This window comes from Ornithinibacillus halotolerans (genome assembly GCF_014637405.1).
GTDB lineage: Bacteria > Bacillota > Bacilli > Bacillales > Amphibacillaceae > Ornithinibacillus > Ornithinibacillus halotolerans.
This window is the reverse complement of the sequence record NZ_BMEY01000018.1, coordinates 66813-84311: the sequence shown is the minus strand read 5'-3', so window position 1 is coordinate 84311 and position 17499 is coordinate 66813. Positions and strand designations below refer to the sequence as shown.

The 17499-nt window shown below is 34.8% G+C and carries 11 protein-coding genes; 6 read left to right on the top strand and 5 right to left on the bottom strand.

Going from position 1 to position 17499, the window contains the following annotated elements; genetic code table 11:
- Positions 1-211 precede the first annotated feature (211 nt).
- From IEV35_RS15540 to IEV35_RS15520, 5 genes are all read left to right on the top strand, one after another.
- Complete coding sequence (locus tag IEV35_RS15540) at positions 212-1738, top strand: spore germination protein (protein WP_188385587.1); 1527 nt, start codon at positions 212-214, stop codon at positions 1736-1738.
- A gap of 7 nt (positions 1739-1745) precedes the next feature.
- A complete protein-coding gene (locus IEV35_RS15535; protein WP_188385586.1) occupies positions 1746-2861 on the top strand; it encodes a GerAB/ArcD/ProY family transporter in 1116 nt (371 codons plus the stop codon).
- On the top strand, positions 2858-3988 hold the full coding sequence (locus IEV35_RS15530) for a Ger(x)C family spore germination protein (RefSeq protein WP_188385585.1): 1131 nt from the start codon (positions 2858-2860) through the stop codon (positions 3986-3988). The genes IEV35_RS15535 and IEV35_RS15530 overlap by 4 nt, the downstream gene beginning before the upstream one ends.
- 156 nt (positions 3989-4144) lie before the next feature.
- Positions 4145-4576, top strand: coding sequence for a MarR family winged helix-turn-helix transcriptional regulator (locus IEV35_RS15525; protein ID WP_188385584.1), 432 nt, complete (start codon positions 4145-4147; stop codon positions 4574-4576).
- An 11-nt stretch (positions 4577-4587) separates the two neighbouring features.
- Complete coding sequence (locus tag IEV35_RS15520; protein WP_188385583.1) at positions 4588-7704, top strand: MMPL family transporter; 3117 nt, start codon at positions 4588-4590, stop codon at positions 7702-7704.
- Positions 7705-7740: 36 nt separating this feature from the next.
- On the opposite strand, the gene IEV35_RS15515 is transcribed toward IEV35_RS15520, so the two are convergent.
- Both IEV35_RS15515 and murG read right to left on the bottom strand, forming a co-directional pair.
- The gene (locus tag IEV35_RS15515; protein WP_229740771.1) at positions 7741-8736 is read right to left on the bottom strand and encodes a DUF3231 family protein; all 996 of its coding nucleotides are present in this window, start codon (positions 8734-8736) and stop codon (positions 7741-7743) included.
- A gap of 121 nt (positions 8737-8857) precedes the next feature.
- The gene (gene murG / locus IEV35_RS15510; protein ID WP_188385581.1) at positions 8858-9928 is read right to left on the bottom strand and encodes an undecaprenyldiphospho-muramoylpentapeptide beta-N-acetylglucosaminyltransferase; all 1071 of its coding nucleotides are present in this window, start codon (positions 9926-9928) and stop codon (positions 8858-8860) included.
- 169 nt (positions 9929-10097) lie between these two features.
- On the opposite strand from murG, the gene IEV35_RS15505 reads away from it, so the two are divergent.
- Positions 10098-11465, top strand: a complete 1368-nt coding sequence (locus IEV35_RS15505; protein ID WP_188385580.1) for an MATE family efflux transporter — start codon at positions 10098-10100, stop codon at positions 11463-11465.
- A gap of 26 nt (positions 11466-11491) precedes the next feature.
- Here the strand turns inward: IEV35_RS15505 and IEV35_RS15500 are convergent, their stop codons facing one another.
- The 3 genes from IEV35_RS15500 to IEV35_RS15490 all read right to left on the bottom strand — a co-directional run bounded on the left by IEV35_RS15500 (position 11492) and on the right by IEV35_RS15490 (position 17280).
- Complete coding sequence (locus IEV35_RS15500) at positions 11492-12679, bottom strand: NupC/NupG family nucleoside CNT transporter (protein WP_188385579.1); 1188 nt, start codon at positions 12677-12679, stop codon at positions 11492-11494.
- 498 nt (positions 12680-13177) lie between these two features.
- Positions 13178-14431, bottom strand: a complete 1254-nt coding sequence (odhB, locus tag IEV35_RS15495; RefSeq protein ID WP_188385578.1) for a 2-oxoglutarate dehydrogenase complex dihydrolipoyllysine-residue succinyltransferase — start codon at positions 14429-14431, stop codon at positions 13178-13180.
- A complete protein-coding gene (locus tag IEV35_RS15490) occupies positions 14428-17280 on the bottom strand; it encodes a 2-oxoglutarate dehydrogenase E1 component (protein WP_188385577.1) in 2853 nt (950 codons plus the stop codon). Before IEV35_RS15490 ends, odhB begins: the two co-directional genes overlap by 4 nt.
- Between the last annotated feature and the right edge of the window lie 219 nt (positions 17281-17499).

Sequence of the window (17499 nt, the reverse complement as noted above, 5' to 3'; positions counted from 1 at the left end):
GCCAAAAACGGCAAATCTAGTTTAGGAAATGGAAATGATTTCAAAAAAACTGGTTCCAAGCAATTTTCAATCGCTTGGAACCAGTTTTTTATTACTTTCTGGCTAGTTTTGTCCCAGCCTCTTTTTTCTTTTTCCACTTTTCTCCTTTCATACATATTTTTATCCAATTCCCACACACTAGTATATACTAGTTAAACTTTTGGAGGTTCTTATGTGGGGTAAAAAGTCTAATAAAAAACAAGATACCAAGGGAACATCCATTTTTCCTATTAAAATTGATACACTTGAACAGATTCTTGCGGATAAATTCGAAAAAAACCCTGATCTAAAATTTTCAAAATATAAAGTAGCCAATAAAAAAGTAGCCGTCTTTTTTATTGACTATCAAATAGACATGCCTATGTTTCAACACGCTTTAATGGATCCACTGATTAACTTTGAAAAGAATAATAAACCCTTTTCTTATGAAAGTCTATTAAATGAACTCCCATTAAATTCTGGGGGATTAGTCGATGATCTGGATACAGTTCTAAGCGAATTAATTATTGGTAAAGTATTTATCTATATAGAAAGTGAAAAGTCTATTCTTGGTTACCTAATGCCAATGAAAGAAAGTAGATCAGTGGAGAAAGCGGAAACTGAATCACTTGTTTTAGGTCCAAAGATTTCCTTCACAGAATCACTTTCAAAAAATTTGAATATTGTCCGCTGGCTTATAAAATCAACTGATCTAGTAATGGAAGAATTTAAAGTTGGAAAAGTATCACCTAAAGATGTTCGGCTTATCTATCTAAAATCTCTTGCAAATGATGATGATGTTCAAACCATGCGGCAGCGCCTAAAAGAATTAGACGTGGATCAAGTAGAAGATGCAATTGTCTTGAAACAATACTTAGAGGACTCACAGCTCAACATCTTTCCACAATTTGATGCTACAGAAAGACCAGACAGATTTGTTTATAATATCGTAAGTGGGAAACTGGGGGTTCTTGTTGAAAATAGCCCTTCTGGATTCACAGCACCAGCAACCCTATTTAGTTTTTTAGAATCAACCGAAGATTTATATATGAGGTGGCAAGGTGGAACGTTCTTTCGATTGCTTCGTTTTTTTGCTATGTTCTTTTCCATCATTATTACACCAACTTATGTAGCTGCCGTTACGTATCAATATGCCATTATTCCAATACAACTACTTATATCAATCGGTCAGTCTAGAGCAGCTGTACCTTTTCCTCCCGTATTTGAGGTGTTACTGTTGGAATTTATGCTCGAACTATTACGTGAAGCTGGTGCTAGATTACCAACAAAAGTTGGACAAACAATGGGTATTGTTGGTGGTATTGTTATAGGTCAAGCAGCTGTTGAAGCAGGATTAACTAGTAATATCCTAATAATTTTAGTTGCAATGAGTGCCTTAGCAAGTTTTGTTACTCCAAGTTACTTATTTGGAACATCAATTAGACTGATTCGTTTTCCATTAATATTATTGGCTAGTATCTTTGGCTTATTAGGTATTGTCTTTGGAATAACTTTTCTCATTATTCATGCGACACGATTAACTTCACTTGGGAGACCATATTTGGTTCCGTTATATCCATTACATATTAAAGACTTTAATAAAGTTTTTGTTCGGACACCATTTAATTACACGTCTAAATTAGCAAAATCTTATCGCCCGAAAATTCTCAAACGTTATAACAAGGAAGATGCCAAAAAGATTCGAGATATTGATGAGTAGGTGAATTATGGAACTCAATGTATCAATTAAGCCAGGTAATCGCATACGTGCAATTTATTTATTTTTTATCATTATTTCCGTCCAAATAGGAGTAGGAATTATTGGTGCACCACGGTTTATCTATATGGAGGCAGAACGTAGTGCCTGGTTATCCATATTAATTGCATTTCTATATATATGTGTTCTTGTCTCGTGTATGTTGATTATTCTGAAAAAGTATGACAATGCAGATTTATTAGGAATTCAAGTCGATTTATTTGGCAACTTTTTTGGAAAGTTGCTAGGAATCGTTTTTCTTGTTCATTTAGGCTTGAGCATGATGTCGATATTGTTAACTTATATACAAGTGATTCAATTATTCTTATATCATGCCATGCCGAACCTATTAATTACATCACTTATTATGATCCTAGTTCTGTATACTGTATATGGTGGAATCAGAGTAATAGTCGGGGTCACCTTTATACTTTTCCTAATCACTATGTGGATTTTAACTGTCCTTTATGATCCCTTTCTACGGGCAAATTGGTATAATCTATTACCACTATTTGACTCATCACTTCCAGATATTTTAAAAGGAACAAGAGCTACTTCATACACTTTGGCAGGTTTTGAGATTTTATGGCTAATCTATCCATTTATTCAAAATAAAAACAAGGTTCGGTTACCTATCTTCTTAGGACTTGCTTTTACGACAATTATCCTTTTAGTCGTTACTGTTTTATCCATCAGTTATTTTAGTGCAGAAGGACTTAAAACGATTGATTGGGCAGTATTAATTCTAGTAAAAAATGCTTCATTTACCTTTTTAGAACGGTTAGACTATATTGTCGTTGTCATGTGGTTAATGATTATCTTACCAAATTTGACCCTTCTTATGTGGGGTATGACATTCGGCGCAAAGCGTTTATTTAAGGTACCACAAAAGATTTCTATATGGATTTTAACAGTCCTTATATTAATTCTTGTTAATTTCTTTCATTATGATTACCAAATCACAAAAGTCACAGATTTAGTTGCAAGATTTGGCTTCTGGATTACCTATGTCTATCCATTTTTACTACTTCCAATCGTCTTAATAAAAAAGAGACAAAAGAAGCCAAAAGGAAGTGACAAGCAATGAAATTATTAAGATTGTCCATTAGTTTAATCATTTTAATTGTACTATCTAGTTGTATTCAGCCACTACAATTAGAAGATTTAGGTGTTGTAATTTCTCGAGGGGTCGATAAAAATGAAGAAGAAAAAATTGAAGTAAATATGGCTGTATTACAATTTAATAAAGATTCCCCAAGTACTACGAAAACAATTGATGGCGTTGGTGAAACAATCCAAGGTGCAATAAAAAATGCTAATACTAAAGCAAATCAATACTTAGCAAATGGAAAATTAGAACTTGAAATTTATGGTCGTCAAGTAGCCGAAGAAGGACTAGAACCATTTATTGATACACTACGAAGAGACGCTAATATACCAAGTACGGTGTTCCTTGCTGTTAGTGATACAACCGCAAAAGAAATATTTACGATAGATACAGAAAAGATTGATATTAACTTAGGACAATTTTTACACGAGATTATTCAACCAGGTCCCGAAAAACGGCTTTTTCCGGTTGTTACTTTTCCTCGTTTTCTATATACAATTAATAATTCTGGTATTGAACCAGTCCTTCCAATCATGGAAGTAAAAGATGGAAACCCGGCTTTAAGTGGAGTTGCCCTTTTTAAAGGAGATAAAATGGTAAGTGAACTTCCATTAAAAGATGCGATATTAATTAGTATTATGGAAGGTACCGTTCGGAATGAAATCATAGAAATAACCATCCCTAAAGAAGAATTATCTGCTGAGTTACAAAAGGATACAAAAAGAGATAGATTAAAAATGACTTTCATAATTGAACAAGCAAGAGGAAATAATATTTTGACGAATAAGGAAGAGTTGAAATATGATACGAAAATCGATCTTAAGTTGAACTTGATTGAGATCTTTCCAACTTATAAGTTGGAAGAAGAAAAAGTAATCAATGACATTGAACGTGCTATTGAGAAACATATAAAAGATCGTTATGAAACGTTACTGTCTAAATTAAAAGAGTTAAACATTGATACATTTGGTTACGGGATAAAATATCGGATAAAAAATAAAGGTGGCAAATTAACTGCAAAGGAATGGGATGAACTCTTTCCAAAAATTGATACAACTATTGATGTGAAGGCAGAAATCATTCGTCATGGCTCTGTACATCGTTGACACTCATGCCACTGGGGCAATAACTACACCAGTGGCATTTTATTTGGAGAATTTATTTGCAACAAACATATTATCTTGTTATTATAATATAGTTCAATAGGTGAACTATTCATTAAGTGAACTATTTTTACTGTAAGCTGTGGAGGTGTTTATATTATGGAATTGAAGGTACTTGTAGAAAGGTATCAAACCGCAATAAATCAAGTTTATCGCCGGATTAACATTATATTAAAAGAACAAATACATGCTGATATAACAACGGATCAATTCTCAACGCTACATTATATATTTAAAAATAATACTTGCACGAGTACAGATATTGCAGGTGAATTTGGCGTCGGAAAAAGTGCTGTTACAGCACAAATCAATCGATTATATGAAAAAGAATTAATTGAAAGAAATCGAGACGATACAGACCGTCGTGTCGTATATCTTTCTGTTACACCTAAGGGAACAGAATTTATTGTTCAAACCGAAAAAGCATTATTTGAGGTCATTGGAAAGTATCTTCAAAATTTTAACGAAGATGAAATCTATACATTTATTCATTCTCTAGAGAAGTTAGCAAAAGTAATGAATGAAGATTAGGGGGAATTTTTATGAAACAAATTATTCGGTTCAGATGGGTTATTGCCATTCTCTGGATCGTTGTTGCAGTATCATTATTTATTTTTGCACCTAACTTACAGGAACTTGTCCGTGAAAAAGGACAAATTACTGCTCCTGAAGATTCACCTTCTGTTCAAGCTGGACGTGTACTAGACACTATGTCTACTGATGATGCAGGTAGTAAAACTAGTTCTGTTCTTGTTTTTTATGAAGAAGATGGGTTTACCCAACAAGAAAAAGATGAGGTTGCAAATGTTATTACTAGATTAGAAGAAAACGAGCAAGAGCTTGGTGTTACTAATATTCTTAGCTTCTTAGATGATAAAGCGATTGAGGAACAAACAGTAGCCTCTGACGGGAAAACAATTATTGTACCGTTTCAATTGTCATTAGACAATAAAGATATTATGGAAGCACGTGATTCCATTTATGAGTTAATCGATGATATTAACATCGAACATTATTTAACTGGTGAAGCATTTATTAGCCAAGATATTATTACTAACTCTGAAGAAGGGTTAAAGAAAACCGAAATTATTACAGTTGGACTAATTCTAATTATTCTATTCGCAGTTTTCAAGTCATTAGTGGCACCCTTCATTCCATTATTAACAGTCGGTATTTCCTATTTAGCTGCGCAAGGAATTGTTTCCATCCTGGCAGATACAATTAATTTTCCTTTATCAACATTCACGCAAATATTTATGGTTGCTGTTATGTTCGGTATTGGAACAGATTACTGTATTTTACTAATTAGTAGATTTAAAGAAGAACTTGCTAGTGACATTTCTATTAAACAAGCAGTTATTAATACGTATAAATTTAGCGGGAAAACTATTCTGTTTGCAGGTATTGCAGTGTTAATTGGGTTCTCCACAATTGGACTATCTTCATTCTCCTTGTATCAATCAGCGGTTGCTGTAGCTGTTGGTGTATTTGTTGTACTAATTGCACTTGCCACACTTGTACCATTCTTCCTAGTTGTATTAGGTAAGAAATTATTTTGGCCGTTTGATAAAACTGTTTCTCATAAAGATAGTAAATTATGGGGGTCAGCTGGTAATTTAGCTTGGGGTAGACCGATTATAGCCTTGCTAATTGTAGCAGTTATTACTGTCCCTGCTCTATTAACCTATGATGGAGACAAATCTTATAACTCGTTAGAAGAAATAGGAGATTCATATGCATCTGTAAAAGGATTTAATTATATTGCAGATAGTTTTGGTCCGGGACAAATCATGCCAACCACTGTTGTCCTTGAAGCAAATGAACCTATTGATACTGCTGAAGAATTTCAACAAATGGAGAGAATTTCTGAAGCACTATCGAAAATAGAAGGTGTTGACCATGTCAGAAGTGCTACAAGACCAACTGGTGAGATTATTGAGGACTTTAAAGTTGAACAATTTACAGGTCAATTAGCAGATGGCATTGGCCAAAGTACTGATGGTATTTCACAAATTGAAGCAGGACTTACAGAAGCTGCAAGTGAATTAGAAAATTCAAAGCCACAATTAGAAGAGGCTCAATCAGGAGTTGATGAGTTACTTGCTGGAACAGAGGCTGCAAGATCCGGTATTCAAGATGTACAATCCGCCTTACATCAAATTGCTAATGGTATTGAAGCCGGAGCGCTAGGAACAGGGGAAGTTAAGTCTGGTCTAGTAGCTATAAAAGATAACTTAAGCCAAACCATTGCTGGTAATAAAGAATTACTAAACGGATATCAGCAATTAGCAGCAGGGCTCTCTAATCTAAATGAACAGCAATTTAGTAGTTTAGCTCAATTACCTGGAACGATTAATCAAGTATATTCCAGTTTAGGATCAGTACTGCAAAATCACCCAGAATTACAACAAGATACTGATTTTATGACGGCATATTTGACATTAGAAGAACTATCCAAGCAAGTGGAGCCACTTGGGAATATAAAACAGCTGATGGAAACGCAAGTTATTGCTCCATTACATCAACTTAATGATCAAAATGAACAATATAATCTAGCCATGTCAATATCCGCACAAGAACAAATTATTGCAGGAATTGATGAACTAATTACAGGTGTAGAACAACTAGAATCTGGCTTACATCAAGCAGCTAGTGGTCAAAGCCAAGTCGTAACCAATCTTCCAAATCTTGAGGAAGGGCTATCTCAACTTTATGGTGGTCAAGAACAATTAAAGACAGCCTTTCAAGATATGCAAAATCAGCTTAGTGAGCTTTCAACTGGTTTAGGTGAAGGAGCTAGTGGTTTACAACAAGTTGGTGATGGATTAAACGAGGTGAAAGGTTACTTAGCAGAAATTGAAACTGACGAAAATAACCCAATCGTCATGATCCCAGAAGAAGCACTGGAAAATAAAACATTTATGGAAGGTGCTGGAATTTACCTTTCTGATGATAAATCTATTGCTAAATTTGAAGTAGTATTAGCAATAAATCCGTATTCTACGGAAGCTCTTCAACTAATTGATGTCATTCAAAATAAAGTAGACGAAGTAAAACAACAGACCATTTTTGAGAACAGTGAATCTCTATTAGGTGGAATAACAAGTACAAATAATGACTTACAAAATGTATCAGATGAGGATTATTCTAAAACAGTAGTATACATGATTGCAGGTATTTTCATTATCTTAATCATTTTACTTCGCTCAATCATTATGCCGATCTATTTAATCGGGTCACTTGTTATTACGTACTTTACCTCAATGGCATTTGCAGAAATTATCTTTGTTAATGTACTAGGATTTGATGGGTTAACTTGGGCAGTGCCGTTCTTTGCTTTTGTTATGTTAACTGCACTTGGTATTGATTATAGTATTTTCTTGATGGATCGCTTTAATGAATATCGAGAGGCAAACTTAAAAGAAGCAATGATAACAGCTATGAAGAAAATGGGAACTGTCATCATTTCAGCAGCAGTTATACTTGGTGGAACATTTGGTGCTATGTTACCTTCTGGAGTTTTATCTATTTTACAAATTGCAACAGTTGTTCTCATTGGACTATTTTTATATGCTATCGTTATGCTACCATTATTTATACCTGTGATGGTAAAATTATTTGGGAATGCAAACTGGTGGCCATTTAACTATAAGAAATAATAAAAAATAAAGCTGAACCCTTTTATGGATTCAGCTTTATTTCTTTTCACGAGCTAATTTGTTTCGATCTTTAACACCTGGTGGTTGTTCTAACCAATTATGTTTAATCATTATGTCTGCACCACTCTTTGCATATGCCGCTACTTCTAACGAAAACCGTTCATAGTTAATCATTAAATCACTTCGCTGACTAGCAGCCGCTGCAGTCGCATAATTGCCAATTCCTGCTTGCATCAGCAGAGCTATGTGAAACATCATCATTTTATCTGAAAAAGTCCATGTTGTGGAATCACTTACCGAAATGTCAGGTAATTTGGTAGCTTCGATATCATCTTTCATTAATGTATCCGCAAATAATTTAATATGTTTGTTGGCGATTTCCTTCCCTCGCAACATATACTCTTGTACTTCTTTATTTTGTGAAGTCTGGGCAAAAGATATACATAATTTAACACCTAATGAGTTCGTCACAATATTCATATACAAATAGGCAATCTCAATTGCATTTAAAGGTCGTTTTTCACTAAAAGGATTTAATCCACTTAAGTATTTTTTACTATCAATATAATCTGTTTCTTTTGGAACAGATATGTAAGGATGTCTCGAACTTACTCCTTTTGCTAAGGCTATTTCTGTCGTGCGATTATATAAAGCGGTCGTTTCCTTATTAGCTTGAGAAAAATAATCTCTTATGTCCTCCCTTATACTCATAGAAAGAAAACCTCCATATGCAACCCCACCTACCCTAGCCATATGATTGACATAGGTTAGACAAAATACATCTGTATACAACCATGGAGCATGTGGATTAACATCCTGATCATCAAAGCCATTAGGAATAGCAAAATTCTCTTTGTTGAAAAGCTCCTCTAGTTCTTTAATATGGTTGATAGTAAGGTCGTATGCATATTGTACCACTGGCTTTATATCAGAGTCTGTTACATACTTTAACATATAACCCAGAATTTGCTTTGACATGGTATCGTTCATATAAGAAGTCCAAAGTGATGCAATCTCACCAGACGTTAACATTATACTGCGGCTCACGGTTATCCTCCTAATAGTGGCATTCATTTTCTCCTACTAGTATTAGTTTTTCTATATAAAAAATACCGTTACTTGAAAATTTTTCTTCAAGAACGGTATGTTATCTTTATTTAATACACTCTTTGATAATCTCAATCACTCGATCACGTGACTTTTCACTTCGATAGTCTTTCATTTTATCTAACATGATAGGAGCTTGTTGTATAAGTTTATCTAACTCTTTTACTAAAGTTTCGTTCGTTAAATGCTCTTCCTCTAGAACTCTCGCATACGATTTTTCTTGGAATGATTTGGCGTTAATAATTTGATCCCCTCGACTTGCTTCTCTTGACAATGGAATTAATAACATTGGTATATGAAGAGCTAAAAATTCAAATATTGCATTGGAACCTGCTCTAGAAAGAACAAAATCCGTAATAGAAAATATATCCTTTAATTCTTCATTCACATATTCAAATTGGATATAGCCATCTTTTTGTACGGTATCATCCACTTTTCCTTTTCCACAAATATGCACAATCTGAAACTTTTCTAATAGCATATCTAGTGACTTCCTAACTGTTTCATTAATCTTTTGGGCTCCACCACTCCCACCCATAATTAATAGAACAGGTTTTTCTTTCGTAAAACCACATAACTCGAATCCTCTTGCTTTTTCACCTTGGAAAAGTTCGTCACGTATTACCGCTCCAACATATTCTGCTTTTGCTTCTGGCAAATACTGAACTGTTTCAGGGAAAGTTGCTAGAACTTTTTTTGCAAATGGGATGGCTAACTTGTTAGCAAGGCCTGGTGTATAATCGGATTCATGAATGACAGCTGACACACCTCGTAGTTTAGAGGCAAGTACAACAGGGACAGAGACAAATCCCCCTTTAGAAAAAATAACTTGTGGCTTTCGCTTACCAATAATCTTCCATGCCTGTAAAGTCCCTTTCATGACTTTAAATGGGTCTTTAAAATTTTCAATAGACATATAACGACGGAGTTTACCGGTCGATATAGGATAATAAGTTACGTTATCTAATTGCTTAATTAAATCACGTTCAATTCCATCTTTAGAACCAATATAATCAACTTCCCAACCTTCACGTTGAAACTTAGGTATTAATGCTAAATTCACGATAACATGGCCAGCTGAGCCACCACCAGTGAATAGTATTCTTTTCTTTTTCATATCTTCTACATGTCCCCTCTTTCCAATTACATGACATAGTCGTATAATAGCATTTATGTCACAACTAATTGACACAATTTAGCTTATATAAAGTTAACTAGATAATAAATACTGTGTTTCATTACTTCTCTATCCTATTAAAAAATATAAGAAAAAGGAAATAAAATGTATGTATCAAACAAAAACATTAAAAGAAAAAATTAACTTATTTATTTTTATATTTTTCCCTATTTTAATAACTCAAGTCAGCTTAAATTTAATGAACTTTTTTGACACGGTAATGTCTGGGCGTGCAGGTGCCCAAGATTTAGCTGGAGTAGCAATTGGCTCTAGTATTTGGTTACCTGTGTTTACAGGAATCAATGGTATTTTACTTGCTATAACACCAATTATTGCCCACTTACTTGGTGCAAATAGTAAAGATTCAATTACAACAAAAGTACAACAAGCTATATATTTATCAATTGGATTAGGAATCATTATTATTTTACTAGGATTTATACTCCTAAACCCCATCTTAAACATAATGGATTTAGAATCTGAGGTAAGGCATATTGCTAAATATTATCTTATTACATTAGGTACGGGAATTATACCCTTATTTATATTTAATACGTTACGTTGTTTTATGGATGCGCTAGGTCAAACAAGAACTTCTATGTTTATTATTTTAGTTGCTTTACCAATTAACGTGGTCCTTAATTATATTTTTATCTTTGGTAAACTTGGTTTACCAGCTATGGGTGGTATTGGAGCAGGGATTGCGACAGCAATGACATATGTGATTACAACTATTTTTGCTTTCATTATTCTATTACGAATGAAACCATTTCACCAATATCAACTTTTATCTAATTGGGTAAAGCCGAAGTTTTCTGATTGGGTAGAACAATTAAAGATAGGGATTCCGATTGGATTTGCCATTTTCTTCGAGACGAGTATTTTTGCAGCTGTTACATTACTAATGAGTGCCTATAGCACAAATACAATTGCAGCTCATCAAGCAGCAATGAACTTTACATCTTTACTTTATATGATTCCCTTAAGTGTAGGAATTGCTTTAACGATAACAGTTGGATTTGAAGTTGGTGCAAAACGAATGCACGATGCAAAAGTGTATGGTTATATCGGATTAAGCGGTGGAATTTTCATTGCACTATTTAATGGAGTCATCTTATTTCTTTTCCGTGACTTTGTAGCGAGCCTCTATAATAATGATCCAGAAGTAGTTGCACTAACGGTCCAATTCATTGGCTTTGCGATTGTATATCAATTAGCTGATGCATTTGGTGCACCTATACAAGGAGCTCTTCGTGGTTATAAAGATGTAAATATGACGTTAATAATCGCTCTTATTTCTTACTGGGTTATCGGGCTACCAACCGGCTGGATACTTGCTAATTTTACTACACTGGAACCATTTGGCTACTGGGTAGGAATCATTGTAGGACTAAGCTTCGGTGCTATCTTCTTATTAATTAGATTAGTACTTATACAACGAAGATATCAAATACAACAAAACTCATCTGCGAATTAGTGCAGATGAGTTTTTTCGTTTTATTATTAAATAAATAATCCTGCTATCGTTGCAGAAAGAATAGAAGCTAACGTTGCTCCAAGTAAAAGTTTCAAACCAAATCTTGATACTTCTCCACCTTTTTCACGGTCAATTCCTTGTACCGTACCAGCAATAATACCAATTGAAGAGAAGTTTGCAAATGAAGTTAAGAATACAGTAACAATACCAGTAGTTTTCTCTGAAACTTGTCCAAGTAATGTTTGGAACTCTAACATTGCCACAAATTCATTAGTAACAATCTTTGTACCCATAATCCCACCTGCAGTTAGAATTTCGCTTGTCGGAATCCCCATTAAAAATCCAAGTGGATATAAGATATAGCCTAAGATTTGTTGTAATGTTACACCAGCAAATACTGCTTGAATAACCCAGTTTACTAATTCAAGTGATGCAATAAAGGCTACTAACATCGTACCAACGATTAGAGCAATCTTTCCACCTTCTAATGCACCATTTCCCATTGCCTCAAACACACTTTTCTCATTTGATACATTGGTTATGTCAACCTTATCTTCTTCTTTAGGAACTTTTACAGGTGCAATAATCGACGCAACGATTAGCGCACTAAACATATTTAAAGGTAACGCTACAAGAACATATTTAGGAGGTAACATTTGCATGTAAGCCCCTACAATTGATGCTGAAACAGATCCCATAGCTGAAGCACTTACAATATATAAGCGGTTTGCAGTTAAATGGTGAAACTGTGAACGAATAGCAATCAATGCCTCTGATTGACCAAAAAATATACTGTTTACAGCATTAAATGATTCTACTTTCGGTAGACCAGTTATTTTAGAAATAATTCCACCAATATATTTTATGATTAGCGGTAATATTTTTAAATAAGTAAGTACAGATAGTATAGTAGCGAAAAAGATAATTAATAGTAATACATCAAAAAAGAAGACGCCACCATCTCCGTGTAATACACCACCTAGTATAAAGTCAACACCAGCAGTTCCAAATTCAATTAGCTTATTAAAAACAGCTGATATCCCATTAATGATGCTTTGCCCTATTGTTGTTGCAAACATAAACCATGTTGTAAGTAGTTGAGCAAGAATCATTACTCCAATACCTCTATAGTTAATTATCTTCCGGTTATTAGAAAGAAGATATGCAAGTCCTAAGACAACAATAATGGCAATAATTCCAAATACAATATCCATAAAGAGCCTCCTATATATTAATCCTACCTTTTTAGTAATTCCCAGAATGAAATAGATTATTGATATTTTCTTTTGGATAAAAAAAAGGCAGTGAAGTCTTTATAATATATAATTTCTAAAAAAATTTAAAGTATAAACACTTGGTAATGATTGTCATTGGCATGGTCTATATGAGGAATAATGATGGAAAGGGTTTCATTTGTTTTCTTTCAATTTATGGGAGGAAATGTTTGTGAAACGGATGCTCTTGTACTTTTTGGGAGATTTATGCGTGTTATGTTTATGAGGAAGCCGCTCATTTACTTTTCTTGATAATTTCTATACGAAATGTTCATGAGGATGGCTATCATATACTTTTCGTGTTAATTTCTTCGTGAAATGTTTATGAGGAAGGCTATCATATACTTTACAAGCAAATTTCTGTTTCTAATGTTTATGAGTTTTTGTCTTAGAAGACACAAAAAATCCCCGCTACATAATATAGCAGGGATTCATTTATTAACCTTCTAATAATAGATCATATGGATCTTCTAGTAATTGTTTCACACGAACTAGGAATTGAACCGCTTCTTTTCCGTCAACAATTCTATGGTCATAAGATAATGCTAGATACATCATCGGACGTACTTCAATAGAATCATCTGGCATAACAACTGGACGTTTAATAATGTTATGCATTCCAAGGATACCAACTTGAGGTGCATTCAGAATTGGTGTAGAAAGCATTGATCCGAATGTTCCACCGTTCGTAATAGTGAAAGTACCACCTTGTAAATCATCTAAACCTAATTCTTTATTACGAGCTTTTTTACCTAAGTTACCAATTTCGCGTTCTACGCCAGCAAAATCTAAACGATCAGCATCACGAACAACTGGCACAACAAGACCATCGTCTGTAGATACTGCAATACCAATATCGTAGAACTTCTTAACGATTAAGTCTGTTCCTTGAATTTCAGCATTTAATAGCGGGAAGTCTTTTAATGCTCCTACTACTGCTTTTGTAAAGAATGACATAAAGCCTAGTTTCACACCATGTTTTTCTAGGAATTTATCTTTACGCTCACTACGAAGCTTCATCACATTTGTTAAATCTACTTCATTAAATGTCGTTAACATTGCTGCTGTTTGTTGTGCTTCAACTAAACGTTTAGCAATTGTTTGACGACGACGAGACATTTTAACTACTTCAACAGGTTTCGTAAATTCTGTTGTAGCAGCTGCTACTTTAGGAGATTCCTTCTTAGCAGGTGCTGGTTTTTCTTTTGCTGCATTAGCCGCTGCTTCTACATCTTCCGGACGAACTCGACCTAGTGGATCACGAGTAGGAACAGCACTTAAATCAATATTTAACTCACGAGCACGTTTTCTAGCTGCAGGTGATGCAACAACATCACGGTTTGTTGTTTCTTCTTTAGCAGCTGGTGCAGGTTTAGCTTTAGGTTCTTCTTTTGGTGCTTCTTCTTTCGATTGAGGAGCTTCTTTCACTTCTTCTGTTGCAGGTGCTGCCGCTCCACCTTCTGCACTCACTAAAGCAATAACATCACCTACGACAACATCATCGCCTTCTTCTTTTACGAACTCAGTAATAACTCCAGAAACATCAGCATTCACTTCTACGTTAACTTTATCTGTTTCAAGTTCTACTACTGGATCACCTTTCTCAACTTTATCCCCTACTTTAACTAACCATTCGGCAATTGTTCCTTCTGTAATAGATTCTGCAAGTTCTGGTACTTTAATTTCACTCATTTGGATTCTCCTCCTAATGTCGGGTTAATTGCTTGTTGTATAATCTGTTCTTGTTCCGCTCTATGGACATTCGGGTCACCCGTAGCTGGTGATGAACGATCTGGACGTCCAATATAGCGAAGTTGTTGTCCCGGTTTTAATAGCTCTCTTAAATAATCATCCACAAAATCCCATGCACCCATGTTTTTTGGTTCTTCTTGAACCCAAACAATTTCTTCAAGATTTGGAAGTTCTTTAACAACTCGTTCCAATTCTTTTGTTGGGAAAGGATAAATTTGCTCAACACGTAGTGCTCGTAACCAATCAAATTTATCTTCTGAGTTAATAATTGCTTCTTCTACATCAATCATCACTTTACCAGTACCAAGTAATAATCGTTTCGCATTTTTCTTACTTACCTTTAAGTTAGGTTGGTTGCGAAGAGCTTCAAACTTTCCTTCTGTAAAGTCTTTAGCTGGTGAAGCAATCATTTGATTACGTAATAAACTACTCTTCGGTGTCATTAGTACCAATGGACGAGCTTCTTCTTTATCCTGAAGCGCTGCTTGTCTGCGCATGAGATGGAAGAATTGTGCAGATGATGTTACATAAGCAACAATCCAGTTGTTCTCAGCAGACATTTGTAAGAAACGTTCTAATCTCGCACTTGAGTGCTCTGGTCCCGCTCCTTCATACCCATGAGGAAGTAATAAAACCATATTCGATTTATCTCCCCATTTTGCACGAGCAGCAGACATAAACTGATCAAAGATTACTTGCGCAACGTTGGCAAAATCACCAAACTGCGCTTCCCAAAGTACTAGTGTTTTAGGTGAGTGAATACTATATCCATATTCAAAACCTAACACCGCCGCTTCAGAAAGTGGACTGTTACGAATATCAAATGAAGCGTTTGCACCTTCTCCATGGAAGATACTATACTTTTCACCAGTCACTGCATCACTTAATACAGCATGACGATGTGCAAATGTACCTCTCTCAGAGTCTTGACCAGTTAAGCGAATTGGCGTACCTTCATTTAATATAGAAGCATAAGCTAAAGCCTCTCCAGCACCCCAGTCAACTAAGTTTCCTTCTTGTAGCGCTTCTTTACGTCGCTTAAAGATTCTAGCTAGTTTTCTATTTTCAGTAAAGCCTTCAGGACGAGTAAATAACCCTTCATTAAGTTCTTCCAACGTTTCCATCGTAACAGCTGTTTCGTATTTTTCTAAATCCGTATTCAATGCATCAGGCATTGGCAAGCATTCTGGCTTAACAATATCAATTTCCTTCATGCCATCATAAATTGCTTTTAAGTTTGCCTCAACATTAGTCACCATTTGCTTGAATTCGTCTTCTGTAACAATTCCTTTTTCAAATAATTCATTTGCATATACATTTGCAACTGTTGGATGTTTATCAATTAGACTATATAATTTCGGTTGAGTAACTCTTGGCTCATCCATTTCGTTATGACCATAACGACGATATCCTACTAGGTCTATTAAAATATCCTTATGGAACTTCTGACGATAGTCATATGCAAGTTTAATGGCAGATACACATGCAATTGGATCATCTGCATTCACATGAATGACTGGAATTTCAAATCCTTTTGCTAAATCACTTGCATATCGAGTTGAACGGCCATCTTTTTGATCAGTTGTATAACCAAGTAAGTTATTAGCAATGATATGCAATGAACCACCAGTACGATATCCAGGTAAGTTAGCTAAGTTAAGCGTTTCCGCTACAACACCTTCCCCAATAAATGCAGCATCTCCATGAATTAATACTGGGATTGCTTTATTGATATCTTGCTTTGGATAACCTCTATCTGAACGATCATCCTGAGCAGCACGAGCAAATCCTTCTACAACTGGATTAACAAATTCTAGATGAGATGGGTTGTGAGCAAGTGTAATTGTTATTTTCGTTTCATCGCCATCTTTTACATCCTTCACCGCACCAAAATGGTATTTAACATCCCCTGTCCAACCATAGTTAATCCCTCTTGAACCTTCAGATGGTGTTAACTCTTTGTTTGGTGAATAATGGAATTCAGAAAAGATTTTGTCGATTGGTTTTCCTAATACATGAGCTAACACACTAAGTCTGCCGCGGTGTGCCATACCCATCATTATATTTTTCACATTATCTTCAGTAGCATATTTAACAATATGGTCGAGCATTGGCACCATGGATTCTAATCCTTCAATGGAGAACCGCTTTTGACCAACAAATGTTTTCTGTAAGAATGTTTCAAAACCTTCAACATTAGCAAGACGGTCTAATAACTGTTTCTTTTCCTCATTTGTTAGATCTAAGCGAGCCTTACCTGTCTCAATATAATCAGATAACCAAGCTCTTTCTTCATCACTATCTACATGGTCATATTCGAATGTAATAGTACCCGTGTAGTATTTTCTTAAGGTTTGAACAACATCATATGCTGTGTCCACCCCAACAGGTGCTTTCTCCCAAACCCACGCTGCTGGAATATTTTTTAAATCTGCCTCTGTTAAACCATAAGTTTTTGGGTCGAGTAATTCAGATTTTCTTTCATCATGAATACTTACTGGGTAAATCTCAGCTTCCAGATGTCCGTAACGACGAATAGCCTCAACTAATTTCACTGTTGAGGTGATTTTCTTGACATCATTAATGGAAGTTGTAGAAATTTCATGTACGCTACCTGTACTTGGTGTTAACCAATTCGGAGCACCATACTGATCAAATATATCTCTTAACGATTGATCAATTAGTTGAGGGTCCTCTTTATACAGTTCATACTGCTCTTCTACATAACCCATGTTTGGACCATGAAACTCTCCCCAGAATCTTTTAGAAGATTCATCATTTTGTGCCACGTTTTATACCCCCATTAGAAGTTAACATTTCACCGTATGAAAACGGTTATATTTGCAATTCTAATTATAGAACTGTCTTTAATCTTCATCAACTAATATACCTTATTTTAATAATGGAAACAATAAATGTTATGCGCATTATCCTAGAATTGTATCGAATTAACAATAGGTAGAATATTCTTATAAATCAATTCACGTAATTGTAACTAATGTTAGTTC